The following is a 22,604-nucleotide window of genomic DNA, read 5'->3' as shown; positions in this document are numbered from 1 at the left end:
TCTGCATCAATTGGATGCGTGATCGCCTCGTTTTGCTTTTAAATACGGTTATGTATCAATGTTCAATCATTTAGCTCATTTATGAAGTGCTTTTAACTGAATGCCTATTGCTAATTTACGCAGCAGCTGCTCTTGTTTGATTAATTCTAATTCTGCCTCTTCAAGGGAAAACTTCTTGAATTGAATGTTAGAGTTTGGCTGCATCTGTGCTAAACAAGGGAGATCAACGGAAACTACTTGACCGATTTTTGGATATCCTCCTGTCGTTTGTCGATCAGCCATCAGAATAATAGGTTGTCCGTTTGAGGGGACTTGAATCGTACCGTACGTAACGCCTTCAGATAATAATTCAAATTTCTCTGACAGGCTGAGTGATTCGCCATCCAACCGATAGCCCATTCGATCAGCTTGCGTCGTTAATTTATAGGGCTTCGAGAAAAATGCTTGTTGGCTATCAGTATCGAAACGCTCAAACTCAGCACCATGTAACACCCTGATCGTTTGTGTTTTATCGAATGATATTAACTCTGTATAGTCGACAGACCAATTAAAGTGAGTCGTCATTTTTTCGAGCTGATGAATGAATGCCCGACTGATTGGATTGGAGTCTCCGCTGTCCAATACATCTCCTTTTTGTAATGCTCTGCCTTGAAGCCCTCCAATAGCTGCACGCAAATAAGTGCTTTTACTTCCCATAACTTCAGGGACCAAAATTCCCCCGGCGAATGCCACATAAGCCCTACACCCATTAATTGCGGACTTAAATTTTAAAACAGATCCTTTTCGAATCAGGATAGGTCTCCACATAGGAGCTTTTTCACCATCAATCGTAGGCTGTAGGTCTCCGCCGGTAATGGCAACCAACTCATCCGTGTCAAATTGGAGCGTTGTCCCTAAAAGTGTGATTTCAAGTGCTCCTTCGCCTTCATCATTTCCGACAAGTAAATTTGCAATTCTAAGAGAAATCGGATCCATTGCGCCACTTACGATGACGCCAAACTTTTGTGAACCGAATCTCCCTAAATCTTGAATGGTAGTCAATAATCCAGGATGAAGTACTTGAATGCTCATTGTTTCATCTCCTTATAGACAGCATACTCTTCAAGCGTTATCGGTACATAGCGGATTTTATCTCCAGCCTGTAACAGTGTTGGCGGTGAAAGTTCCGGAAGAAACAAATCAAGCGGAGTTCTGCCGATAATTTGCCATCCTCCGGGAGTTTCCAGCGGATAGATGCCTGTCTGTTTACCAGCAATTCCTACAGAACCTGGTGCGATGGCGAGACGCGGTGAATCCTTACGTGGTGTTGCAATTCTTTCATCCATCCCGCCCATAAACGGAAATCCAGGGGCAAAGCCGATCATATAAACTAAGTACTCATTTGACGAATGAATTTGAATCACATCTTCAACAGAAATGCCGTGATAACTTGCTACATATTCCAAATCCGGACCAAACTCGCCTCCGTACACGACTGGGATTGTTATTAGCCGCTCTTCGGATGTTGCACTTGTTTCTAATTGATCTAGCAGCGATAAGATAAACGCACTTACTTTTTTATAGGGACTTGCGAATTCTTTATCCGTGTTGGATAAAAAGACGGCAAAAGGATTGTAATAAATTGTCAGGCTATTGTAAGAAGGAACCGATTCAATCAATCCTGTAAACGGCTCTTTTTCTAATAGATTGCAAAGATTCTTTACTTTTTCATGGACGGCAAGGCTGATTCCATCACCTAACTGAATGACGAGCGCAGAATCCCCTAAGGGCCTTATGTATGCATTGATTTTCTGAACGGCCATTATAAACAGCTCCTTAAGGTTTCAAATTTCGGTATTTATGTTTTTAAAAACGGATATTGCTAACATTATAATTTGTTTTCAAATTTAAAATCAAGTATATATGTTAAGAATATTGCGATATTTACAATTTTCGAATAATTTTGCAAATAATATATTCAAGCGAAAATTTTTATGCTAGAATTTGTTTTAGTTTTAAAACTAATGTTCCGAATTTCGGGAACAGCGTGAAAGCTTAATATGATTAAACGATTATCAATGGAGGGGAGAAATATGTTTCAAGTAGATTTGAATTGTGATTTAGGGGAGAGTTTTGGTCGCTATCAACTTGGCGAGCAGGAGGAAATTTTGAAATATGTTACATCTGCAAATATCGCCTGCGGTTTTCATGGCGGAGATCCGAGCGTGATGAGAGAAACTGTAAAGATGGCCATTGCCAATGGTGTGAAAATTGGTGCGCATCCTGGTTTGCCGGATTTGAATGGATTCGGGCGAAGAGAAATGGCGATTACTCCTCAAGAAGGATATGACATGGTCGTCTATCAAATTGGGGCATTACAAGGATTTTTAATGACGTTCAATGAAAAAATGCAGCATGTAAAACCCCACGGTGCGCTGTACAATATGGCGGCAAAGGATCCAAAACTTGCCGAAGCGATTGCACAAGCAGTATATGATGTATCCCCATCCTTGATATTATTTGGGCTTTCCGGGAGTGAATTGACGAAGGCAGGAGAGAAGATTGGTTTACGAACAGCACATGAGGTATTTGCAGATCGCACGTATCAAGCAGACGGGTCGTTGACTTCTCGATCTCAAAAGAACGCGATGATTACAGATCAAGAACAATCTGTTGCGCAAATTGTAAAAATGGTGACAGAAGGGGTCGTAATTTCTGAGCAAAAAACAGAAGTTCCGCTGCGAGCAGATACCATTTGTATTCATGGTGACGGTGCACATGCACTGGCCTTTGCAAAATATATAAACGAAACATTGAAAAAGAACAATATTACTGTAGATGCAATCTGTAAGTTGGAGGTTAAAAATGAAAAATCCTAAAACTGATGCTACACAAAAAGATGGCAATGTTAAGGGGAAAAAGAAGGTAAGTAGAAGTGTGTTACTTGGAGCTGCCTTTTTAATGGCCACTTCATCGATTGGTCCTGGCTTCTTGACACAAACTACTGTATTTACACAGCAATTGGCTGCAAGTTTTGCCTTTGTTATTTTAGTTTCCTTACTACTAGATATCTTTTCACAAATGAATATTTGGAGAATCATTGCCGTTTCCGGATTGCGTGGACAAGAAATTGCCAACAAGGTGTTACCTGGACTCGGAGTTGTTTTGGCAATACTTATCGTAATTGGCGGTTTGGCATTTAATATCGGAAACGTAGCTGGCGCAGGTTTGGGTTTGAATGCCATGCTTGGTTGGGATCCGATTACGGGTGCTATTGTTAGTGCGATTTTAGCAGTTTTTATATTTGTCGTGAAAGAAGCAGGTAAAGCGATGGACAAAGTCACACAAGGTGCAGGGATTGTAATGATTCTCCTCATGCTGTACGTGGCATTTACTACATCGCCGCCGGTTGGAGAGGCGATTGTAAATACGTTTAAACCGGAGCAAATCAGTATATTCGCTATTGTTACACTTGTTGGTGGAACGGTAGGAGGATATATTACGTTTGCAGGCGGACACCGTCTATTAGACGCAGGTATTAAAGGTGTTGAATCATTGCCGGAAGTTACGAAAAGCTCTGTTACAGGAATTCTTGTTACCGGTGTTATGCGTGTGGCATTATTCTTGGCCGTACTTGGAGTAGTATCAAAAGGACTAGCGATCGATCCAGCGAATCCGCCAGCTTCAGTATTCCAGCTAGCTGCAGGTGACATTGGTTACCGTATGTTTGGTGTAATTATGTGGGCTGCGGCGGTAACATCTGTTGTAGGTGCTGCCTATACGTCGGTTTCATTTATCCGAACGTTTCACCCTCTTATTGAGAAGTTCCAGAATTGGGTGATCATTGCGTTTATCGTTATTTCAACAGTAACGTTTGCTTTTATTGGAAAGCCGGTAACAATCTTGCTTATTGTAGGAGCATTGAATGCCTTCATTTTGCCAATCGGTTTAGGTACATTATTAATTGCTGCACATAAGAAAAATATTGTTGGTACATATAAACATCCGATATGGTTGACGGTTACGGGTGCTTTTGTCGTGGTGATCATGGGTTATTTAAGTGTCGTGACTTTGATTGAACAAGTACCATTGGTTTTTAAATAAGGTAATAAGAAGACAAATTCGGGAGGGGTTTTATGGTGAACTATGAAATGTTAGAGCCGGAAGAAATAAGAGAGTTGATAAGAAAGCAAGAGATTACTGGTCCGACGGCAGGAATGTCAAAAGGGAATACACAAGCGAACTTGGTTATTTTAAAAAAGGAATATGCCTTTGACTTTTTGCTTTTCTGTCAACGGAATCCGAAGTCATGCCCTTTACTCGACGTGACGGAGCCTGGTTCATATATACCTGCCATGATTGCCGGAAATGCAGATATCCGTAAAGATATCCCGAAATATCGTATTTACCGGGATGGTGTTTTTACAGAGGAAGTCGCAGATATTACGGAGTACTGGGAAGACGATATGGTTGGCTTCTTGATAGGTTGCAGCTTTACATTTGAAACCCCACTCCTTGAGAGCGGTATTCCGATTAGACATATCGAGGAAAACTGTAATGTGCCGATGTACAAAACGAACATTCTTTGTAATAAAGCAGGCATGTTCGAGGGGCCGACAGTCGTGAGTATGCGACCAATGACGCCAGAGGATGCCATCCGAGCTGTCCAAATTACGTCACGATTCCCGGCAGTGCACGGAGCACCAATACATATTGGGGATCCTAGCCAAATTGGCATCATGGATATATCAAAACCTGATTTTGGTGATGCTGTCCCATTTAAACAGGGGGAGGTTCCGGTATTTTGGGCTTGTGGTGTGACGCCTCAAGCGGTTGCGATGGAAAGTAAACCATCGATTATGATTACTCATTCACCAGGACATATGTTCATCAGTGATATAAAGGATGAAGCATTCAGTGTGTTATAAATGTATGTGGAATCATATTTTCATAGTAAGATAGATTGTAAAGGTAAGGTGTGCAAAATACTCTTACTAAAGTGAGAACGGGACATAAGTAGAATAACCGTTAAATAAGAGGAAAGACATTATTAAAATATGGATATTTGAAAAATTGATTGGAATGCAGGGCGAGTGTAGCTGACGGCTACGCCTTTCGCTACAAGCAAAGCTTCCTGCGGGAATAGCGTGACGCCTGAGACTACAGGCTCAGGCCACGCCCGCGGAAAGCGTCCCGGAATGGAAATCAATTTTAACGTTCAGCAAAAAATCACTATTTTTCTCTGAGAGAAAAATAGTGATTTTGGGTTAAGTCCCGGCCACTTCGAACTTTGCTGTGATTTTTGGGACATGCTTTTGTCGATGAAAGGGGATTTAGATAGTGTTTAAAAAATCGACTGTTGCACTTATTGCCCTCATCTTAATCTGGGGAGCGAGCTGGCCAATCAATAAAATAGCAGTACCCTACTCACCGCCATTGCTTTATGCTGGACAACGTGCGCTTTTAGGAGGCATCCTGCTAACTGTTATCATTTGGAAGACTAGGGGAAAAATCAATTGGCGGGAAAACTGGCAAAAGTATTGTATTGGGGCTTTCTTTAATACGATCCTGTTTTTCGGACTTCAGACGGCGGGATTGCTCTATTTACCGAGTGGCTTGTTTTCCGTTCTTGTTTATTTTCAACCGATTTTACTTGGTCTTTTCGCTTGGCTATTACTCGGTGAATCTTTATCACCGGTCAAAATCTTCGCCTTGTTTCTAGGGTTTGTAGGGGTAGCGGTCGTTAGTGTGGATGGTCTGACAGTCCATGTTTCAGTAATCGGCGTTACGCTCGGTCTACTAACTGCTGTAAGTTGGGCATTCGGAGTAATTTACGTAAAGAAAATAAGCAATGAAGTAGATGCGTATTGGATGGTAGCGCTTCAATGTATCCTTGGCGGGGCTTTTCTTTTAGGTACCGGCTCGGTGTTTGAAAGTTGGTCTGCCATCGAATGGAATTGGCATTATCTATCAGGGCTCGGCTTTGGCGCGACCATCGGCATTCCATTAGCCTACATCCTTTACTACAGTCTAGTTAACGCTGGTGAGGCAAGCAAAGTTGGTTCCTATACGTTTCTCATTCCGATTGTCGCGGTTCTTCTCGGAGTGCTTTTCTTAGGAGAAACGGTGACCTATACACTTGTTATCGGGATGCTGCTAGTAGCCATAAGCATTTATTTTGTGAATTTCCAGTATAAAGTGAAAAACAATAGTATCAGTAAGGATTAAAGAATTGTTCGTTGATTACAATAGATTGCAAAAGAGACCGAAGCCCTTGATAAATAGGGGTTTCGGTCTCTATTGTTTTTAGTGTTATAGCATTCAGTGCATTCTTATTTTTGATACTGTAAGGATTAGCAACAAACTCTTGCACAAGTTTTTGAAGACTCTTTCCGTGCTGAGGATAGATCGCATATCTAACGGAAGCCTCTAGAAAAATTGATTGTTTCATTTCTTTATATCACTTATTACTAAATGGTACATTTAAGATAACAAAATGGTTACTAATTTCAAGCAATCAACTAAAAACTAAGGGACCATACAGTAGGAGGGAAACTATGCTTTACTACGAAATCGAGTGTAGTAGTTGTAGACAAACATTTAAATTATATGAAGGTACAATGAGATATAGACAATTCAAAGAAAGAGAGAGTATGACTTTTCGTTGTGAAGAGTGCAACTCAAAAATACGCATGGATGCAATAAAGAATTTCATGAACAACTTAAAGTAATCGGTGTTTGATTCGCAAAATTTTTACACCATAACAATTGGATTTGTACAGTGAAAATGAATAAAAATTAGTACTACCTCGCAACATGACAGAAATGTCACTTTCGATTTTGGTGCATCGATGTTAGGGGGAAATTAATTCGTTTAGTATGGTTGTGAAGGGAGTGGAAATCATGACTACAATTATACAAACAACAAACTTATCGAAATCTTACGGAAAAACACAGGTCTTAAAAAATATTGATTTGACCATTAAACAAGGGGAGTTCACTGCGATTATGGGACCATCCGGCTCGGGGAAGACGACATTGATGAATACTTTGTCGACGATTGATTCCTTTGACGGCGGTGACATTTGGATCGAGGGGAAATCCCTGTTAGATATGAAAAAGAAAGCTTTACGGGATTTTCGCCAAAAGCGAATGGGGTTTATTTTTCAGGATTACAACTTGCTGGATACGTTAACGGTGAAAGAAAATATTCTATTGCCTCTTTCGTTACAAAAAACACCTGTCGCTGAAATGGAGATGCGATTAGAGAAAATCGTAGAAGCATTAAATATCGAAGCAATCTTAACCCAATATCCTTCTGAAATTTCCGGAGGGCAAAAGCAGCGGACGGCAGCAGCGCGGGCGATCATTACAAACCCTGCCATCGTGTTTGCCGATGAGCCAACAGGTGCGCTCGATTCAAGGTCTGCCACTCAACTCCTTGAACAAATTCAATTGCTTAATCAAACCTTTCAGACAACGGTTTTGATGATTACCCATGATCCCTATGCAGCGAGCTACTGCCAGCGTGTTATTTTTCTGCGGGATGGAAAATTCGTGAACGAAATGTTTAAAGGAGAACAATCGGAAAAAGAGTTCTTTGACAGAATCCTCACAATCCAGAGTGCGATAGGGAGTGACAAACGATGAACTTAATTGATTTATCGTGGCGGAATATGAAGCGGAATTTCCGTTTGTATACAATCTATTTCATTTCGATGCTTGTCGGGGTTGTCATTTACTTTACGTTTTCCGGTCTCATGTTTAATGAGGACGTCGTCGCAGCAATCCAAAATAAAGAAAACTATCAAACCGTTATTTTGATTGCTTCGATTATCGTCTTTTTATTTGTTGTGTTTTTTATTTTATATGCGAACTCCTTCTTTATGAAACAGCGGAAAAAGGAATTCGGCATGTATTTGCTTTACGGGATGAAAGAAAGACAAGTTGCCACAATGATCTTTTTTGAAACATTATTCCTGAGTGCGATTGCTGTATCCAGCGGAATTTTAATCGGTGGATTACTATCGAAATTTTTCGGTGCCGTACTAATGAATCTCATGCGCTATAATGAGGACATTTCTTTTTCTTTCCCGCTTGAAGCCATCACGTTAACAATACTGTTATTCGCTTTACTCATCGTCATCATTACGATTCAAAGCTATTTCAGTGTTCGTCGCGTACAGTTAGTGGAATTATTTCATGCAAAAGAAAAGATGGAAAAACCGATTAAGTTTTCTTTTTGGTTAGCGCTCTTATCAATTATTTTAATCGTTGCGTCTTACTACACGATCATGATGGCGAGCGAAACGGACATCTGGAAAAATCAATTTACGGTAACATTTAGTGCTACTACCGCCGCATTGATTGTCGGGACGTATTTATTTTTCCGCCAGTTTTCCGGTTGGATTTTACAAAAAATGAGTCAAAGTAATCGATACTTTTCCGGGAATAAAATGCTGTGGATTTCTTCACTCCGCTTTTCGATTCGAGGAAATACTATAAACTTTACATTTAATTCTTTAATTAGTGCGATGATCATCTTTACGGTTGGATTTATAGCGGTAGACTACGCCATTAAAGAAGAGGTTGTAAAAAAAGAGTTTCCAAACCATCTTGCCTTTTCCACACAAGATGAGGAAACACAAAACGAAATTGAACAACTCATCAATGATTCACATCCGATTATTGCTCATGAAACGATTACGGGTATTCAAACAGAAAAAATCCAGAATCGAAATGCATTCTTAACGTATCCTGAATATTACACAGAGGAGTTTTACCTTTTCCCTGAGTCCCAGTTAAATGCAATTGTTGACTTACGGGGAGTGGGTGAGAAAGTGGAGTTGGAAGGGGAAGAAGCCATTGTTTTAACAAGGGGCATCGACGAACCGATCAAATATAAAAATCCTCAGCCTGAAGTGACCGCGTTTGAAAACGAAACATTTCGTATTATTGAAAAAATACGTTACCCGTTACTAAGTATCCCAACGAATTCTGGGCAAGGTTCGAAGCTCCAACCATCTGTACTCGTGATTTCAGACGAAGCGTTTGAGCGTGTAAAAGGAAACCATCTTCTGTCTTCCATTGAAATTTATCAAATTGAAGATGCAAAAACCTCCAATGATATATCAAGAGAAATCCACGATATTGTGATGCAAACAGAAGGGGCCTATTATTCGGCATTTGTCGATATGTATAGTATCGATACAGAGTCATCCTCTTTAGTATTGTTCTCTGTTGCGTTCTTTGCAGTCATTGCTTTGTTTGCTTTAGGAAGTGTTATTTACTTTAAACAACTAAGGAAAGCGACTGAAGAGCGGGAACAGTACAGCATTTTAAGAAAAATGGGTGTTGAGGAGAAGGAAATTAAATCGATTATCCGCAAACAACTGCTGTTCGTATTTTTACCGCCACTTATTCTTGGAATGGTACACAGCTGGTTCCTTCTATACTATTCCGTCATCCTTGTTATAAAAGACCTGCCTTCTTTAACAACGATCATCTTTTCGGTCATGGGGCTTTATGTGTTAACATATTTAATCTTTTACGTGTCCTCCACATCGATCTACTATAAAATTATTAGTGAAAAAAACACACGGTGAGTTTAATCATCGTGTGTTTTTTTCAGCTGTAAATATAAATCATCGTCTTTTGGAAAGTGGATAATAAATTGGGTATACACGCCAACTTCCGATGTGCAACTTATATAATGGCCGAGCTTTGTTGATAAGTTTTGAGCTAAATATAACCCCATCCCTGTAGAATTTGTATGTGTTCGTCCAGTTTCTCCGGTAAAGCCATGATTGAAAATTCGCGGTAGATCTTTTTGACTGATGCCAATTCCGCTGTCTCGAATGATCAGTCGTTTTTCCTTTGGTGTTTCGGAGACGGAAATGGTGATTTCTCCGCCAGGTTCTGTATATTTTAAACTATTTGTTATGAGCTGATTGACGATAAACTGAAGCCATTTCGGGTCACTTTGAACGTCAAGAGTTGCTGCGTTTATTTCGATGCGGATTTTTTTGGAGAAAAAAGTTTTCGCATGTGCTTTAATGGTCTCTTTCACAATCCGGATCCCGTCACAGTTCTGAATATCGTAATCCTGGTTAAAGCTATCGAGTTTGGCATAATAGAGCGCCTGATCCACGAAGTTTTCAATTTTCGTGATTTCTTCCCTTAAACTATCCTTGTCCATATCGGTTTGCTGGAGTAGGCGGAGAACGGCTATCGGTGTTTTAATCTCATGGAACCAGGAGACGATGAAATTGTAATGTTCCTTCTGCTTATCTTGAATCCGGTTCATTTCACGGATATGCTCACGTTTCAGCTCATCGATATATGCTTTAGCAAATTCTCCTTCCAGCGAAAAACTATCATACTGTTGGCTTTTCATTTGTTGGATTATCCGTACATTTTGCTGGTAGCGGAATATTAAAAAACCGATCAAAACAATTACGGATAGGGCAAACGCATAGAAAAATGTCCCCCAGTCCAATCCGTCATGGCTGTCGGTAAAAAATATGGCAGCCACGACTAGAAAACTGACGAGATATAAATAAATATAAGGCTTTTCATAGTTGAGATAGCGCAGGAATTTCATTCGATTAAATACCCCATTCCTTTTCGGGTAACGATGAACTCCTCGATTCCGAGCGCGGCAATTTTCCGGCGCAACCGATTGACATTCACGGTAAGGGTGTTATCATCGACGAATTGATCATCATTCCATAGTGCCTGCATCAAATCCTCACGCGAAATGATTTTTCCGATATTGCGCATCAGTAATTGTAAAAGGATAAATTCATTGCGGCTGATTTCGGTCCTTGTTCCGTTATATTCAATCGTTGAATTCGTGACATGTAATTTCAACCCCCGGTGGAGCAGTTGGCTATTACTATCTTCTTCATACGTATATTTCCTGCGGATGAGTGCATTGATTTTCGCAAGAAGGATATCCAGATCAAAAGGCTTTTGAATAAAATCATCGCCACCCATATTAATCGCCATAATGATATCCATATTTTGATTTCTGGATGACAGAAATATAATCGGCACTTTGGAACAGGCACGGATTTGCTGGCACCAGTAGTATCCATCAAAAACCGGAAGATTAATATCTAGTAAAACAAGGTGTGGGCTCTGGTGCTCGAATTCCGTAAGCACGTTGTCAAACTGGGTCACTTCAACGACGTCATACTGCCACTTTTTCAGCGTATCCGCGACAATCCCTCTAATTTTTTCATCGTCCTCGACAATCATTATTTTATACATAAAATCCCTCATCATCGTAAAATGGTTATTCCTTTTATTTTAGCATAATGTATAGGGACTTTTTATATTGGGACGGTTCTGGAGCTTTGACAGAGGAATCTGTACGATAAAAAGCGCCCCCTGAAAAATTCAGAGGGGCGCATGATTCGTTTAGTTATGACACAAAAATCAACTAGGCAACTTCAATTTTCCTTTTTGTCTTTATACATATAAGCATCCGCCTCTTGTACAAGCTTCTGAAAACTCTTTCCGTGCTGAGGGTAAATCGCATATCCGACAGATGCCTCGACGTTCGGAAAGTTTTCTGCATTTTGCAGAGTGATCGCTTGTTGCAGTTCTTTTACATAGGCGTTGGCTGTGTTTTCTTTCATATTGTCTACCAGAACAACGAATTCATCGCCGCCCCATCTTGCAACTAAATCATGTTTCGTCACAAATGTATTCAATGCTGTGGCAACTTGTATGAGTAGTTCATCGCCTTTATGGTGACCGTATTTATCGTTTACTTCCTTAAATTTATTCAAGTCGAGCATGATGACCCCTAATGATTGTTTCTTTATATCGCTTATCTTTGCAACCTTGTGAAAGTATTCTTCTACTGTACGTCGGTTATATGTACCGGTTAGCGGATCTCTTTCAGACAAGTATTTGACCTTATCAAATTGCTTGCCGGCCCACCAGGCGATACTAAGGAAAAGGGCTGTTAAAACAAAAAATGTCCAATAAAAGGGGAATGCTAAATACTGATGATAGTAGAAATAACGGATTATATTAAATAAGAGAACGATTCCTGTTGCCAATATTCTTCCCTTGTAGGGCATTTTATCACCTTGCTTACTTCGATATTTTAAAAAGTAATTTTATAATATTCCCGGAATTCTGCCAAGTGAGTGGGGAGGATTTCCCACTCATCGAATTTTGTTTAAAATCCTCACTCGGTACGTCTTGAACATAATATATACCATGATGTATATGAGAATCGAGGAGATGACTATATTGCACATGGCCCCTGTTAAAAAGGTGAATCCGCTCGAATGGGAATTCACAATGCCTGTATAAGTATGTTCCATCGCATCTATGTATTCTACTTCATCGAATTCATCGACTTTTGTACTTCGATCGAGAAGTAAGCTCCCGACCTTATAATTTAGAAAGAAAAGCAATGGCCAAATAAAAGTGCCTAGGACACCGCCGACAAGAGCCGAAACGGTATTCGCCTTCAGGAGTCTTGCCATACCGACTGAAAGAACGGGGCCGAGTCCGAATGTTGGAAGCCAGCTAGGGATAAAACCAATCGTTACTCCTGACGCAACTTGATGTGGACCAGATTTAAGCCGAAATAGACGGATTAAATTATATTTAATGACGCGTGTTATTTTCATAGATGTCTATCCTCTCCAAGTACTTCTTCGTCACAACCGCAACAATTAAATATCGATGCGCCTTTTATAGACTGATTATACCGAACTTAAGGAAATCCTTTTGTTATTGTATTAAATGGACAAATTGTTTCATGAAAAATATACTGTAAAAAAATTATACACTATATGTCTAAATGTAAAAATGAGCAATACGAGAAAAAGCACCCCCTGAAAAATCAAGAGGGCACTATTGGCGAACACGCAAAGGCATAAGTTCAATGCTTACTTTTTTAAGTATCGCTACCACCACAATAAGAAGCGACGACAGCAGCCATTGCTTTGGCGCTTATAATGAGGCTTTTTTCATTAATATCAAATTTAGGATGATGGTGTGGATATGCTTCACCTGACTCTGGCATCGCCCCAACATAGAAGAAGCATCCCGGTACTTTTTCTAGATAGTAAGCAAAATCTTCTGAAGGGGGCAGTGGGGGCGTTTCTAAGATTGCTTCGATTTCAGGAATCGATGCTTGTTCAAGAACTTGGCGTACGTGTTCAGTTACTTCTGGATGATTGTATAGAACAGGATAGTCATTGTTATAATCTAGACTACATTCTACTCCAAATGATTTTTCCAGTCCTTCTGTAAAGGCGCGTACCTCGGATTCTATTATTTCCCTCGTTTCAGGGGTCATTGTTCGCACATCGCCTTCGATTGTCACGGCATCCTTTATTACATTAAACGTACCTTTTCCATCCAGATTTCCAATCGTTACGGAAGCTGTATCAAATGGGTTAAAGCGGACACGGGGCTAAACCACAGGAAACGAAAGACTCGATTTATATCGGTTCACAGTTTGTCGTGAATGCCCAGCAAATTTTAGGCCGCCGTATTAGTCCAGTGAAACCGGCAGTTGTTTCGGTTTGTCACTTTGAAGCATTAAATCCCTTCAACGTTATTGCCGATTCGGTGAAAATTAAAGGGACGGTTCGAGTGTTTGATGAAGAAACACGTGATCAAATTGAGCGTGAGCTGGAAGATGTGCTGAAGGCGGCATGTTTAGTGATGAAGGCCGATTACGATTACGATTATGTGCGCGGCTATTCGGCTGTAATTAATGACCGTGAGACGACACAGTTCTTCATCGAGCAGGCGAAAGAAACACCGGGTGTGGAAGAAGTAGTCATTTGTGAACCGGAAATGGGTGGAGAGGACTTTGCCTATTATTTAGAAAAAGTACCGGGAACATTTTACTTCACAGGTGCACGCGATCCTGAAAAAGAAGAAGCGTACCCGCACCACCATCCAAAGTTCGATATTGACGAGCGTGCACTTTTAGTTGCTGCAAACACGCTTGCCAAGGCAACGTTGGAGTATTTGAAGAAGCATGCTGTAAGTAGTGTGAGTTAAGGATAGAGGGGTTATAGGACATAACATCGTTTTGGGTGTTATGTCCTTTTTTCGGGGCTTCGATTAACAAAGATTTTTATTCTTTTTATAAGATGATTTGAGCGATAACCAATTGATGAGCATCAGCATCATTGCAGCGATAAGCGCAATACCCACTATTTCGGCAGTTTCTTTAAAATCAGATGGGATGCCTTTGAAAATTAATGTCAGCAATGCGAACATCACAAAAAACTTAAATGAATTTTTTACTAAGCGTTTATTTTCTTTTGAATAGTCCGTACTTGTAAAGATAGCAGCATATTCAATACCGGATAAAATATATCGAATTAAAATATACCCAGCAGGAATTACTATGTTGATAAAGGCAAAGAATTCATTTTTCATAAAATCTTTATTAGAGAATTGAATGGAAATTAATAAAATGACATTAACTAAAATTACTAATAACAAAGCTTCACTGAAAAAACCTTTGATTTTATTTCTCTTATACTCGTCTGATGGTAAAAAGAACAGTAATGAATTTTTCATAATTATTCCTCCCAAAATAAATCATTTAATGTTAAATTGAGCGCTTTTGCAATGGCAATACAGAGTGTTAACGAAGGATTAAACTTGTTGTTTTCGATTAACCCGATCGTCTGACGTGTAACGCCTGTCCGTGCAGCAAGCTCATCTTGTGTCATATGTAATCCCGTACGTATTGACTTCACTTTATTCATTTTCGCTTCTCTCCTATTTCATATTCGGTATTACAACTGACTTAAATGTAACATATAAATTGCGTACGCGCAATATATATATTACATTAAAGCAATTTATATTTTGCATTCAACAAAATCCAGATAATGTTCAGGGGAATTTAACAAGTAGTAACAAAAATGAAGCTTCTTAATATAATGAAAAGGTGCGGATGGTTTTTACATAATTGCGGCTTGTAGTTGGATGAAAGTCACATCGGTTTAATAATTGGCATAAAAGGCAAGAAAGTTGATATATCAACGTTTCGATACATTACTTTTCAGTCATTTATTACTTTATTTTGAAAAGTTTCAAAAAAATGTTTACAAATAATGTGAAGGTGAGTATACTTACAAAATAATCAAAAAATTCTAAGGAGGTCGAAGAACATGATCGTTATCAATAAATTAATGTCACTAGATATTACAACTTCAATGAAAACAAAAATCACACATTCGACCAGACTGGAATGGATTGCTTAAACTCTTTAATTGATTAAGTATGCCCATACCGCCGGGAGAAGTGTGCCCCTGCGGTATTTTTATGCCTATTTTTAACCGCAGGGGGAGTCTCTCTGCGGTTTTTTCCATTTTCAGGGCACTTTAAGGAGGTGATAATCCATGGTACTAAACTTTTTTACACTTTCAATCGCTATTTCAAAGCGGGAGCGTGAAATCTCTCGTGAGCAAGCACTACATGAAGAAAAAGTAAAACGAATTTTTGAAGAGAACAAGCGAAAAGTAGAAGATTACACGCGTCATCGTCATTACTAATTTGATTATTTAAAAACAATGAAAGGTGGGAATTGAAATGATTTTTATGAGTAAGAGAAGGTATGCAGCTTTATGGTTGGAGAAGGATTCCACCTAGCTACGAATAAAAATGTTGATGTTAATACTTAGGTCACGTGAAGGTGTAGCTTTGAAAGAAAAAGAATCCATTTTGAAAGATTGATCAAAATGGATTCTTCCATATTAGATATAAATTAGTTTTTTATAAAACGTAGAAACGATTTCACAAGAATGAAAAAGATGTTTTGTAAAAGTAAAATTGCTTAGAGGTGAATTATTCTGAAAAAGATTCTTTTAATACTGATGTCTATATTAATTGTAAGTGGCTGTGTAGAAGTAACGACAACATCCATATCTATCGAAAAAAATTTACCTAAAAAAATAGAAAAGATTCTTCAAGAAAATTCTATTGATAAAGAAAATCTTATACAACTTTTTTCTAATGGAAAAGACACTTATTACATTGTTTATGAAACGAACAAACGAATAGATGATATTCCTGGATATAGTTATACATTCGATTCAGAAGTGACAATTAATATTAGCGATGGGGAAGAAACGGACAAGATTTCACGCTATATTTTTAAATTAACTTCAAATATTAATTATAAGACGATAAATCTTAAGTTAAATGGTAATCCAGCTGCATTTGATGTTGTTACACATTATTAAAATAATAAGCTTATTAAGTAAAATCCAAAAACGCTCCATTCAAAGTTTGGAGTAAATTTGTCTGATTGAAGAATATCTTTTACTCACGCAAAGTTCGCACCAAACCAGAAAAAGAAAATCACCACACCTATATTTAAGAAAGTAACTACGGCAGCTATACTAGGAATCAATTTCCGTTCGTCCTTAGATGTAAGTGTTGAATACCCCTCGATTTTTTTATCTTGTTGATATTTTTTCCACGATTTGGATAATAACATTTCTTTCACTCTCCCACATAGGTTAAAACTAGTAATCTAAATTCTAGTATGTTCAGTGTGAGACTTTTTCATACAGAGATTCCCTAAAGATAGGAGGAAAATAATGAAAAAAGAAATAATTAATTTTGATTTTACAAATGGTACTACAGTTAGTGAAGATGATGTAAGTTTTTATTTCAATGTATTAAATGACGATGCCTTGTTTATTCAATTTGTAAGAATATACTTTGAAGAAGTCGAGAAAAAATTATATGTTTTATTTGATATAAAAAATAAATTTGACCACAATATTCTCGTAAAATTTGGAAGAGACGAAAATGAAGATGGTGAAAAACTTGAGTCTTTAGAAGTTCCGACAATCCTTATCAAAAAAGATGAATTAAAACAAAATGTTATAGGTTATAACCATCTAGGAGATCTTGAGCGTTCTCTATATATAGAGATTAAAGTAGTTAATGAAGCTCAAACTGAAATTGTGAGGCATTTAGGTTTTAATATAAAATTCTTCGCCTAATAATTGCGAATTTATTATTAGTGTTGAATAAAGTTTGATTATTTCAGGATGAGAATATTCAAATAAATCGCCCCTATAATTGAATAAAGCACTTTTCTTATTCAAGAAAAGCGCTCAATCGTTAAAGTTTATTTTACTTTTTAAATAGTTTTATCTAACAATACCTAAATTATCAAATGGATAGAATCTAACATTGGCTGTTCCTAGAACCTTATCCATTGGTACTAATCCTACATTTGGATCTCTACTATCAGTAGTTTTCCTGCGGTTATCTCCTAAAACAAATAAATAACCCTCTGGTATTTCTTCATAACCTGTTAAAGATTCTAAATTGAAATTATATGTTAGTGGAGCATGATCTGTTAATTTTTCTTTATATTCATCTAAATAAGGTTCTTCGAATACTTCACCATTAATATAAAGGATATCATTCTCGTATGAAATTGAATCTCCCGGCAAACCTACCACGCGCTTAATATAATCTTCACCAATCGGTGCTTCAAATACTATGACCTCAAATCTTTCTATACCAGATATTTGCTTACTAAATTTATTAATAATAACTCTGTCTCCGTCCTCATATGTTGGCATCATTGAAGAACCATCTACTACAATTGGTGAAAAAATAAATGTTCTTATAGCGATAACAAAAACAACTGCAACCGCAATAGCTATAAACCAATCTAATAATTCTTTTTTCTTTGATTTCTCCAAAATAACAGCGCTCCTTTAATTACTCTAAAATAAATCATTTCTTCTTTCACTGTTCTGTCGTGTTAGAAGTAATATTTCACTTCACAATTTAACCTTAATTGTAACATAAACCCACCACTTTTTTGAGACGTTATTCAACTAAATGGCCCTATAACGGAAAAACGCGATCTGACCCAGAAACATTAGATGTAATTGGAATTATGTCTGGAGAATAAGTATTTAAAATATTCCTGAACAACGGTTTAGGTGCATTTTAGATTATACTGGTTTTAATCAACCTAACACGTAAGGAGTAACTATGAACGCTAAACGTCAGTATTTCAAATTGAATGAAGATGATATCTTAGGTATTGTATTGGATTAAGCATATGGTGTTTCAAATAGATGTTACAAATCCTGAACAAAAAGTGATACTTCAAAGGCTAATTACCAAATTAGATACAGAATCAAACAAATAACCACACATTTCAAATACAATAAATGTACCAAATCCCGCTTTGAGAAGGTTTTTGAATCTATCTAGTGGAATATAGATATATACAATTATTGGAAGGGGGATATTAGTGAAAAAGAAATTAAGTTTATTTTTACTATCTACAGTATTGGTTTGTGGTATTTTTACATTTTCAAATAGTGCTTATGCAATTATACAGTTGAAAGAATTAAAAGATGACAATTATTCTACGGAGGTTCAAACTCTAACAGTTTTAGATTCCCAAGGTGTTTCCTACTTATCTACAGAAGAAGATTTACACACACCTTCTGGATTACCTATTTATAAAACTGAAGTATATTATGCCAACTTAGATGAATTAAGACAACAACCTGAGTTTTTCGAATTTAAAAAAGATGTTGAAGGGCATTTGTATAAAGGTACTCTAGAATTATATCAAGCCGAAATAGAAGACGACGGTAGCTGGAAAGCAATGTATAGTGGGGTAATCTCTAGAGTCGAATCGTCTAATTAATAACAATTCCAATTTATACAAGTTGTTTTCAGATAACGTTCCCAAATGAAAGTTTGGATATACACTAAAAAGCGGGAAACGTTGATTTAATAACGTTTCTCGCTTTTCTTATCGAACATTGTTTATACGTGATTTTATGCCAGTCAATGAAACGTTACTAAAGCAGCTTTTATACTTGTGGGGCATAAACTTTAACGATATGAACCTATAACGGAAAAACGCGCTTTTCTTATTGAAGAATCGCGCCCAGATTGTGGAATAAGGGATCGTCATATTCGTGTGGTATACTACCTTACATAAAAAAGGACAAATACGATTTTGATTACGGGACTAGACTGTAATTATGTTACCAAACGTCGGTTTGGGAAGGTTATACTTCAACTAACGAAGAAGGATACTTTAAGAACAGAGGGGGAAATTAATGAGAAAAATTTTTATTGGGGTAGCTATAATAACGATACTTTTAACTGTTTTTCTAATAAATAATCACAAACAAACTCCCACTGAAGATGATGTATTTAAAATTACAAAAAACTGGTCTCCAGCAACTGAGGAAGTCTATTTTGTTAGAAAAATAGACGGGGAATGGTTATCTATTTTTAGAAATACTCATTCAATTATATTTGCTAGGTTAGAGCAAAACTGGTTGGGTTATTGGGAGATGAAAGATGATAATGGAAGTAAAACTACAATAGCTGCTACTGAATATCCACCTTTTCAAGGTGATGAATTCAGTTGGAGCGCAGGTTCCAGAGGAAAAAAATCACACTACTTTGGTCAAATTATTAATCCTGATATTAAGAAAATAGAAGTTGAAACACATAAAAATTTCTTTAAAAATGCTTTAATAATTAGTTCGGGAGGAGCTCGTTTTTTCATAACTATATCTGATGGGAAATTAGAATTGCCTGTAAACATTAGAGGTTTTTCTGAAACTGGAAAATTAATTTATTCTACAATTAAACCAATTAAAGAGGGGCAATCTAATTAAATAGTTTTCACCTAATGGGTGTTTAGTGCAACAAACACTACAAAATGTGACCAAACATCGCTTTGGGAATGTTCTTAAAGGGTTGGGATGTGTTATGTTGAATATTACATCTATTATTTCTTTACATTAAAAGGCGTGGTGATTTCATTTGCAAGTACTTAAAAATAACGGTTATAAATTTATCGAATTTATTGAAACAAGGGAAGAAGATATTACTTTGTATCAACCTCTTAGGGGTTCTTTTGCAGTATTAAAGTCTTCAGGAAAATATCTTATGTGTTACAACACTTGGCGAGAACAATGGGAAGTACCTGCTGGTCATAGGGAAGTAAATGAAACCCCAAAAGAATGTGCCATAAGGGAGCTCTATGAGGAAACAGGACAAATAGTAAAAGATCTTGATTTTAAAGGTTTAGTAAAGACCCAAAATATTTCAACTGGTAAAGTAAAATATAATCCTATTTATTTTGCATATATAAATGCATTACAGCCATTTTTAAGAAATACTGAAACCTCCAAAATATGTTTATGGGATTTAAAAGAAAAGATTGAATGTGTGGATGAAGTTGATTTTGCAATCCTGAATACTTTATCAATCCAATATACAAATAACGTTCCCAAATGACGCTTTAAGAATATTTATTATATAATGTGTTTAATTTAGAGAATACTTGATTGGAGTTGGTTGTCAAAGTGAAACTATTAGTACCAATGAATGAAGATGAATATAACACATACATAAAAGATAAAACGCAGAGGTATGCTCTCACACTTGAAGAAAACACTTTTGAAGTAATAAACGAATCTGCTTTTCTAAGGGCAGAAAAGGCAATTAGCGGGTATTTGTCCAATGGATTTAACACAAAAAATCATGAATTCTATAATGTTATAGAAAATAGAAAAGTCGTAGGATATGTATGGTTAAAAGTAGTTGAAGAAAACAAAAGTGCTTTTTTGTATGAAATATATCTCAAGGAAGATTTTCGTTCAAAAGGAATTGGAAAAAAGGTGATGAACGAACTTGAATCCCTTTTATCAAATCGAGAAATTGCCTTCTTTAAACTACATGTTTTCGGAAGCAATGAACATGCAATCAATTTATATAATAATTTAGGATTTCATGTTGCAGGTATCAACATGTATAAAGAATTAGTTAAATAATATTTTGTATATAATATGAATCTCAATTTCAAAAAACGTTCCCAAATCAAAGTTAGGTAACTATCTCCTCATTCATTATTTGAATGGGGTATTTATTTTGGCTGCTTATTCACTAAATGCAACCAAACGTCGCTTTGTGAACTTTTATATTATTCAGTCTATTAATTTGGTAAGATTAATATGGAGTAAAAATTTTCCTTAAGGGGGACTTTAAAATGTTTAAAGCTGTATTATTTGATTTAGATGGAACTTTATTGAATCGTGATAAATCGGTTGAGCTTTTTATAAACCAGCAATACGAAAGATTGTATGAGTTACTTTCTCATATTCCAAAAGAGCAATATATTTCACGATTTATTGAATTAGATAATCACGGATATGTTTGGAAAGACAAAGTATATCAACAACTGATTTCTGAATTTAATATCCCTTCTTTAACGTGGGAAGAACTTCTTCAAGATTATGTGAAACAATTTAAGCATCATTGTGTAGGATTTCCTCATATTCACAAAATGCTAGAGGAGCTAAAAAATAATAAAATCGCTTTAGGTATGATTACAAATGGATATGGTCAGTTCCAAATGGATAACATTAAAGCCTTAGAAATTGAGAAATATTTTGATGTAATCTTAGTATCCGAATGGGAAGGAATCAAGAAACCTAATCCCCAAATCTTTATGAATGCATTAGAACAATTAAATGTAGAGCCTTCGGAAAGTGTATTTATTGGTGACCATCCTGAAAATGATGTAAAAGCTGCCCAAAATGTAGGAATGAAGGGGATTTGGAAAAAAAATAATCAGTGGACTGATATAGAAGCCGATGCAATAATTGATGATTATTTAGAACTTCCTTTGTTGTTGAAAAAATTAGATTTTAATATACATAGCCATACAAAATAACGTTCCAAAACGAAAGTTTGGGGACACATTAAAAAGGCACGAACGTTGTTAAATCAACGTTTCGTGCCTTTTAGTATGAACTTTGGTTATGCAGCATTTTATACAGATGTTGCAAACCGTTGATGGAACGGTGTTTATACTTGCTAAGCTTGTTCTTTAATTTGCATAAAACTTTTATAGAAAAGCTCTTACCGTTATTAATTAGAATCTTTTCTTACTCCACAATATGGCCCGTTTACTGAATAAGAAACCCTACATTCATTCCCTACATTTTTCTCCACCTTTATTAAAAGACCACGAGAGGCTGTGTGGAAAGAAATTTCAGCCAGCCTCATATCCTTTTAATTCCATCTTAAGTAACAATTAAAAAGCTTTCGATCTACAGCTTTTGATGCAATTTTTACATAACTGTAATTTATGGCAAGTTATCCTAGTTTATTGCGATAAAGTTATTGTATTATATTTAAGTGTTGTGGGATGGCTAAAGCCCATTATGAGAGTTAAAGACTACAGAGTGGAGGGGAACCATGAAATTCTTCAAAAAGATGTCTAAATATGAGCAAAGTAATTGGAAAAGTGGGGCAGTGCTTGGCTTTTATACTTATATGTTGCTGCTTTTTATCAATTATATTTGTGGTTTAATATCGGAAAGTGAGCCCCTGACTTCAGGAATAATTTTTTGGTCTGGAATTTTAGTAGCCTTTGGATACGAGTTAGTACTAAATTTAAAGTCTAAGAAGGATATAAAAAATTAAACTGATAGGCGTCATTGCTTTAATAATCCATCGATCAATCCTCTTATATTCAGATTCTTTTCAGAAATCTACCATCGCGCCTATTCACAAAGTTTCAGGATATACATAAAAAATGG

Annotated in this window: 26 protein-coding genes; 16 read left to right on the top strand and 10 right to left on the bottom strand. The window is 36.8% G+C overall.

The genetic code is table 11. The annotated features are described in order from the left end of the window. Positions 1 to 75 precede the first annotated feature (75 nt). Positions 76 to 1,071: a 5-oxoprolinase subunit C family protein gene (locus tag MKX73_RS03040; protein ID WP_340716237.1), complete on the bottom strand. Its 996-nt coding sequence runs from the start codon at positions 1,069 to 1,071 to the stop codon at positions 76 to 78. Then, entirely contained in the window at positions 1,068 to 1,802 is a 735-nt protein-coding gene (pxpB, locus tag MKX73_RS03035; protein ID WP_340716236.1) for a 5-oxoprolinase subunit PxpB, read from the bottom strand. Before pxpB ends, MKX73_RS03040 begins: the two co-directional genes overlap by 4 nt. Before the next feature lie 270 nt (positions 1,803 to 2,072). On the opposite strand from pxpB, the gene MKX73_RS03030 reads away from it, so the two are divergent. The 6 genes from MKX73_RS03030 to MKX73_RS03005 all read left to right on the top strand — a co-directional run bounded on the left by MKX73_RS03030 (position 2,073) and on the right by MKX73_RS03005 (position 9,584). Then, the gene (locus tag MKX73_RS03030; protein ID WP_340716235.1) at positions 2,073 to 2,858 is read left to right on the top strand and encodes a LamB/YcsF family protein; all 786 of its coding nucleotides are present in this window, start codon (positions 2,073 to 2,075) and stop codon (positions 2,856 to 2,858) included. Continuing rightward, the gene (locus MKX73_RS03025; protein ID WP_340716234.1) at positions 2,845 to 4,083 is read left to right on the top strand and encodes an NRAMP family divalent metal transporter; all 1,239 of its coding nucleotides are present in this window, start codon (positions 2,845 to 2,847) and stop codon (positions 4,081 to 4,083) included. The genes MKX73_RS03030 and MKX73_RS03025 overlap by 14 nt, the downstream gene beginning before the upstream one ends. Positions 4,084 to 4,115: 32 nt before the next feature. Then, a complete protein-coding gene (locus MKX73_RS03020; RefSeq protein WP_340716233.1) occupies positions 4,116 to 4,907 on the top strand; it encodes a putative hydro-lyase in 792 nt (263 codons plus the stop codon). Between the two features lie 412 nt (positions 4,908 to 5,319). Continuing rightward, positions 5,320 to 6,207 carry a DMT family transporter gene (locus MKX73_RS03015; protein WP_445783301.1) on the top strand — a complete coding sequence of 296 codons (888 nt, stop codon included), beginning with the start codon at positions 5,320 to 5,322 and terminating at the stop codon, positions 6,205 to 6,207. Positions 6,208 to 6,882: 675 nt separating this feature from the next. Continuing rightward, positions 6,883 to 7,629, top strand: a complete 747-nt coding sequence (locus MKX73_RS03010) for an ABC transporter ATP-binding protein (protein ID WP_340716232.1) — start codon at positions 6,883 to 6,885, stop codon at positions 7,627 to 7,629. Beyond that, positions 7,626 to 9,584 (top strand): ABC transporter permease, encoded by a 1,959-nt coding sequence (locus MKX73_RS03005; protein WP_340716231.1) that lies wholly within the window; start codon positions 7,626 to 7,628, stop codon positions 9,582 to 9,584. Before MKX73_RS03010 ends, MKX73_RS03005 begins: the two co-directional genes overlap by 4 nt. A 2-nt stretch (positions 9,585 to 9,586) precedes the next feature. On the opposite strand, the gene MKX73_RS03000 is transcribed toward MKX73_RS03005, so the two are convergent. The 5 genes from MKX73_RS03000 to MKX73_RS02980 all read right to left on the bottom strand — a co-directional run bounded on the left by MKX73_RS03000 (position 9,587) and on the right by MKX73_RS02980 (position 13,336). Then, a complete protein-coding gene (locus MKX73_RS03000; RefSeq protein ID WP_340716230.1) occupies positions 9,587 to 10,582 on the bottom strand; it encodes a sensor histidine kinase in 996 nt (331 codons plus the stop codon). Continuing rightward, positions 10,579 to 11,253 carry a response regulator transcription factor gene (locus MKX73_RS02995; RefSeq protein ID WP_340716229.1) on the bottom strand — a complete coding sequence of 225 codons (675 nt, stop codon included), beginning with the start codon at positions 11,251 to 11,253 and terminating at the stop codon, positions 10,579 to 10,581. Before MKX73_RS02995 ends, MKX73_RS03000 begins: the two co-directional genes overlap by 4 nt. Positions 11,254 to 11,435: 182 nt before the next feature. Next, on the bottom strand, positions 11,436 to 12,053 hold the full coding sequence (locus MKX73_RS02990; protein WP_340716228.1) for a GGDEF domain-containing protein: 618 nt from the start codon (positions 12,051 to 12,053) through the stop codon (positions 11,436 to 11,438). Positions 12,054 to 12,161: 108 nt separating this feature from the next. Continuing rightward, complete coding sequence (locus MKX73_RS02985; RefSeq protein ID WP_340716227.1) at positions 12,162 to 12,635, bottom strand: DUF2062 domain-containing protein; 474 nt, start codon at positions 12,633 to 12,635, stop codon at positions 12,162 to 12,164. A 269-nt stretch (positions 12,636 to 12,904) separates the two neighbouring features. Next, positions 12,905 to 13,336: a M20/M25/M40 family metallo-hydrolase gene (locus tag MKX73_RS02980; protein WP_340716226.1), complete on the bottom strand. Its 432-nt coding sequence runs from the start codon at positions 13,334 to 13,336 to the stop codon at positions 12,905 to 12,907. A 116-nt stretch (positions 13,337 to 13,452) separates the two neighbouring features. On the opposite strand from MKX73_RS02980, the gene MKX73_RS02975 reads away from it, so the two are divergent. Continuing rightward, positions 13,453 to 14,025 (top strand): M20/M25/M40 family metallo-hydrolase, encoded by a 573-nt coding sequence (locus MKX73_RS02975; protein WP_340718833.1) that lies wholly within the window; start codon positions 13,453 to 13,455, stop codon positions 14,023 to 14,025. A 63-nt stretch (positions 14,026 to 14,088) separates the two neighbouring features. Here the strand turns inward: MKX73_RS02975 and MKX73_RS02970 are convergent, their stop codons facing one another. Together MKX73_RS02970 and MKX73_RS02965 are read right to left on the bottom strand one after the other, a co-directional pair. After that, entirely contained in the window at positions 14,089 to 14,553 is a 465-nt protein-coding gene (locus tag MKX73_RS02970; RefSeq protein ID WP_340716225.1) for a hypothetical protein, read from the bottom strand. A gap of 2 nt (positions 14,554 to 14,555) precedes the next feature. Beyond that, entirely contained in the window at positions 14,556 to 14,744 is a 189-nt protein-coding gene (locus MKX73_RS02965; RefSeq protein WP_251690239.1) for a helix-turn-helix transcriptional regulator, read from the bottom strand. Between the two features lie 639 nt (positions 14,745 to 15,383). Here MKX73_RS02965 and MKX73_RS02960 point away from each other — a divergent pair. From MKX73_RS02960 to MKX73_RS02950, 3 genes are all read left to right on the top strand, one after another. Next, entirely contained in the window at positions 15,384 to 15,536 is a 153-nt protein-coding gene (locus tag MKX73_RS02960) for a YrzI family small protein (RefSeq protein WP_339173212.1), read from the top strand. Between the two features lie 321 nt (positions 15,537 to 15,857). Further along, positions 15,858 to 16,226, top strand: coding sequence for a hypothetical protein (locus MKX73_RS02955; RefSeq protein WP_340716224.1), 369 nt, complete (start codon positions 15,858 to 15,860; stop codon positions 16,224 to 16,226). Between the two features lie 360 nt (positions 16,227 to 16,586). After that, positions 16,587 to 16,997 carry a hypothetical protein gene (locus MKX73_RS02950; protein ID WP_340716223.1) on the top strand — a complete coding sequence of 137 codons (411 nt, stop codon included), beginning with the start codon at positions 16,587 to 16,589 and terminating at the stop codon, positions 16,995 to 16,997. Between the two features lie 150 nt (positions 16,998 to 17,147). Here MKX73_RS02950 and lepB read toward each other — a convergent pair whose 3' ends face one another. Beyond that, positions 17,148 to 17,711, bottom strand: a complete 564-nt coding sequence (lepB, locus tag MKX73_RS02945; RefSeq protein WP_340716222.1) for a signal peptidase I — start codon at positions 17,709 to 17,711, stop codon at positions 17,148 to 17,150. A gap of 563 nt (positions 17,712 to 18,274) precedes the next feature. Here lepB and MKX73_RS02940 point away from each other — a divergent pair. The 6 genes from MKX73_RS02940 to MKX73_RS02915 all read left to right on the top strand — a co-directional run bounded on the left by MKX73_RS02940 (position 18,275) and on the right by MKX73_RS02915 (position 22,488). Then, positions 18,275 to 18,679 (top strand): hypothetical protein, encoded by a 405-nt coding sequence (locus MKX73_RS02940; protein ID WP_340716221.1) that lies wholly within the window; start codon positions 18,275 to 18,277, stop codon positions 18,677 to 18,679. Between the two features lie 421 nt (positions 18,680 to 19,100). After that, positions 19,101 to 19,670, top strand: coding sequence for a hypothetical protein (locus MKX73_RS02935; RefSeq protein ID WP_340716220.1), 570 nt, complete (start codon positions 19,101 to 19,103; stop codon positions 19,668 to 19,670). Positions 19,671 to 19,818: 148 nt separating this feature from the next. After that, positions 19,819 to 20,295 carry an NUDIX hydrolase gene (locus MKX73_RS02930; protein WP_340716219.1) on the top strand — a complete coding sequence of 159 codons (477 nt, stop codon included), beginning with the start codon at positions 19,819 to 19,821 and terminating at the stop codon, positions 20,293 to 20,295. Positions 20,296 to 20,363: 68 nt separating this feature from the next. Continuing rightward, positions 20,364 to 20,831: a GNAT family N-acetyltransferase gene (locus tag MKX73_RS02925; RefSeq protein ID WP_340716218.1), complete on the top strand. Its 468-nt coding sequence runs from the start codon at positions 20,364 to 20,366 to the stop codon at positions 20,829 to 20,831. Positions 20,832 to 21,046: 215 nt separating this feature from the next. Then, positions 21,047 to 21,733: an HAD family hydrolase gene (locus tag MKX73_RS02920; RefSeq protein WP_340716217.1), complete on the top strand. Its 687-nt coding sequence runs from the start codon at positions 21,047 to 21,049 to the stop codon at positions 21,731 to 21,733. 527 nt (positions 21,734 to 22,260) lie between these two features. Further along, positions 22,261 to 22,488 (top strand): hypothetical protein, encoded by a 228-nt coding sequence (locus MKX73_RS02915; RefSeq protein ID WP_340716216.1) that lies wholly within the window; start codon positions 22,261 to 22,263, stop codon positions 22,486 to 22,488. Positions 22,489 to 22,604 lie beyond the last annotated feature (116 nt).

It is taken from the genome of Solibacillus sp. FSL W7-1436, assembly GCF_038007305.1.
In the GTDB taxonomy this organism is placed as follows: domain Bacteria; phylum Bacillota; class Bacilli; order Bacillales_A; family Planococcaceae; genus Solibacillus.
This window is presented reverse-complemented; position numbering and strand designations above follow the sequence as displayed.

Excerpts from the sequence above, each read along its gene's own strand:
- MKX73_RS03020 (WP_340716233.1), top strand. The coding sequence starts at position 4,116 with ATGGTGAACTATGAAATGTTAGAGCCGGAAGAAATAAGAGAGTTGATA.
- MKX73_RS02965 (WP_251690239.1), bottom strand. The coding sequence starts at position 14,744 with ATGAATAAAGTGAAGTCAATACGTACGGGATTACATATGACACAAGAT.
- MKX73_RS02985 (WP_340716227.1), bottom strand. The coding sequence starts at position 12,635 with ATGAAAATAACACGCGTCATTAAATATAATTTAATCCGTCTATTTCGG.
- MKX73_RS03030 (WP_340716235.1), top strand. The coding sequence starts at position 2,073 with ATGTTTCAAGTAGATTTGAATTGTGATTTAGGGGAGAGTTTTGGTCGC.
- MKX73_RS02935 (WP_340716220.1), top strand. The coding sequence starts at position 19,101 with ATGAGAAAAATTTTTATTGGGGTAGCTATAATAACGATACTTTTAACT.
- MKX73_RS02970 (WP_340716225.1), bottom strand. The coding sequence starts at position 14,553 with ATGAAAAATTCATTACTGTTCTTTTTACCATCAGACGAGTATAAGAGA.
- MKX73_RS02960 (WP_339173212.1), top strand. The coding sequence starts at position 15,384 with ATGGTACTAAACTTTTTTACACTTTCAATCGCTATTTCAAAGCGGGAG.
- MKX73_RS02915 (WP_340716216.1), top strand. The coding sequence starts at position 22,261 with ATGAAATTCTTCAAAAAGATGTCTAAATATGAGCAAAGTAATTGGAAA.
- MKX73_RS02950 (WP_340716223.1), top strand. The coding sequence starts at position 16,587 with ATGAAAAAAGAAATAATTAATTTTGATTTTACAAATGGTACTACAGTT.
- MKX73_RS03000 (WP_340716230.1), bottom strand. The coding sequence starts at position 10,582 with ATGAAATTCCTGCGCTATCTCAACTATGAAAAGCCTTATATTTATTTA.
- MKX73_RS02920 (WP_340716217.1), top strand. The coding sequence starts at position 21,047 with ATGTTTAAAGCTGTATTATTTGATTTAGATGGAACTTTATTGAATCGT.
- MKX73_RS02995 (WP_340716229.1), bottom strand. The coding sequence starts at position 11,253 with ATGTATAAAATAATGATTGTCGAGGACGATGAAAAAATTAGAGGGATT.
- MKX73_RS02955 (WP_340716224.1), top strand. The coding sequence starts at position 15,858 with ATGTCTATATTAATTGTAAGTGGCTGTGTAGAAGTAACGACAACATCC.
- MKX73_RS03025 (WP_340716234.1), top strand. The coding sequence starts at position 2,845 with ATGAAAAATCCTAAAACTGATGCTACACAAAAAGATGGCAATGTTAAG.
- MKX73_RS03010 (WP_340716232.1), top strand. The coding sequence starts at position 6,883 with ATGACTACAATTATACAAACAACAAACTTATCGAAATCTTACGGAAAA.
- pxpB (WP_340716236.1), bottom strand. The coding sequence starts at position 1,802 with ATGGCCGTTCAGAAAATCAATGCATACATAAGGCCCTTAGGGGATTCT.
- MKX73_RS03040 (WP_340716237.1), bottom strand. The coding sequence starts at position 1,071 with ATGAGCATTCAAGTACTTCATCCTGGATTATTGACTACCATTCAAGAT.
- MKX73_RS03005 (WP_340716231.1), top strand. The coding sequence starts at position 7,626 with ATGAACTTAATTGATTTATCGTGGCGGAATATGAAGCGGAATTTCCGT.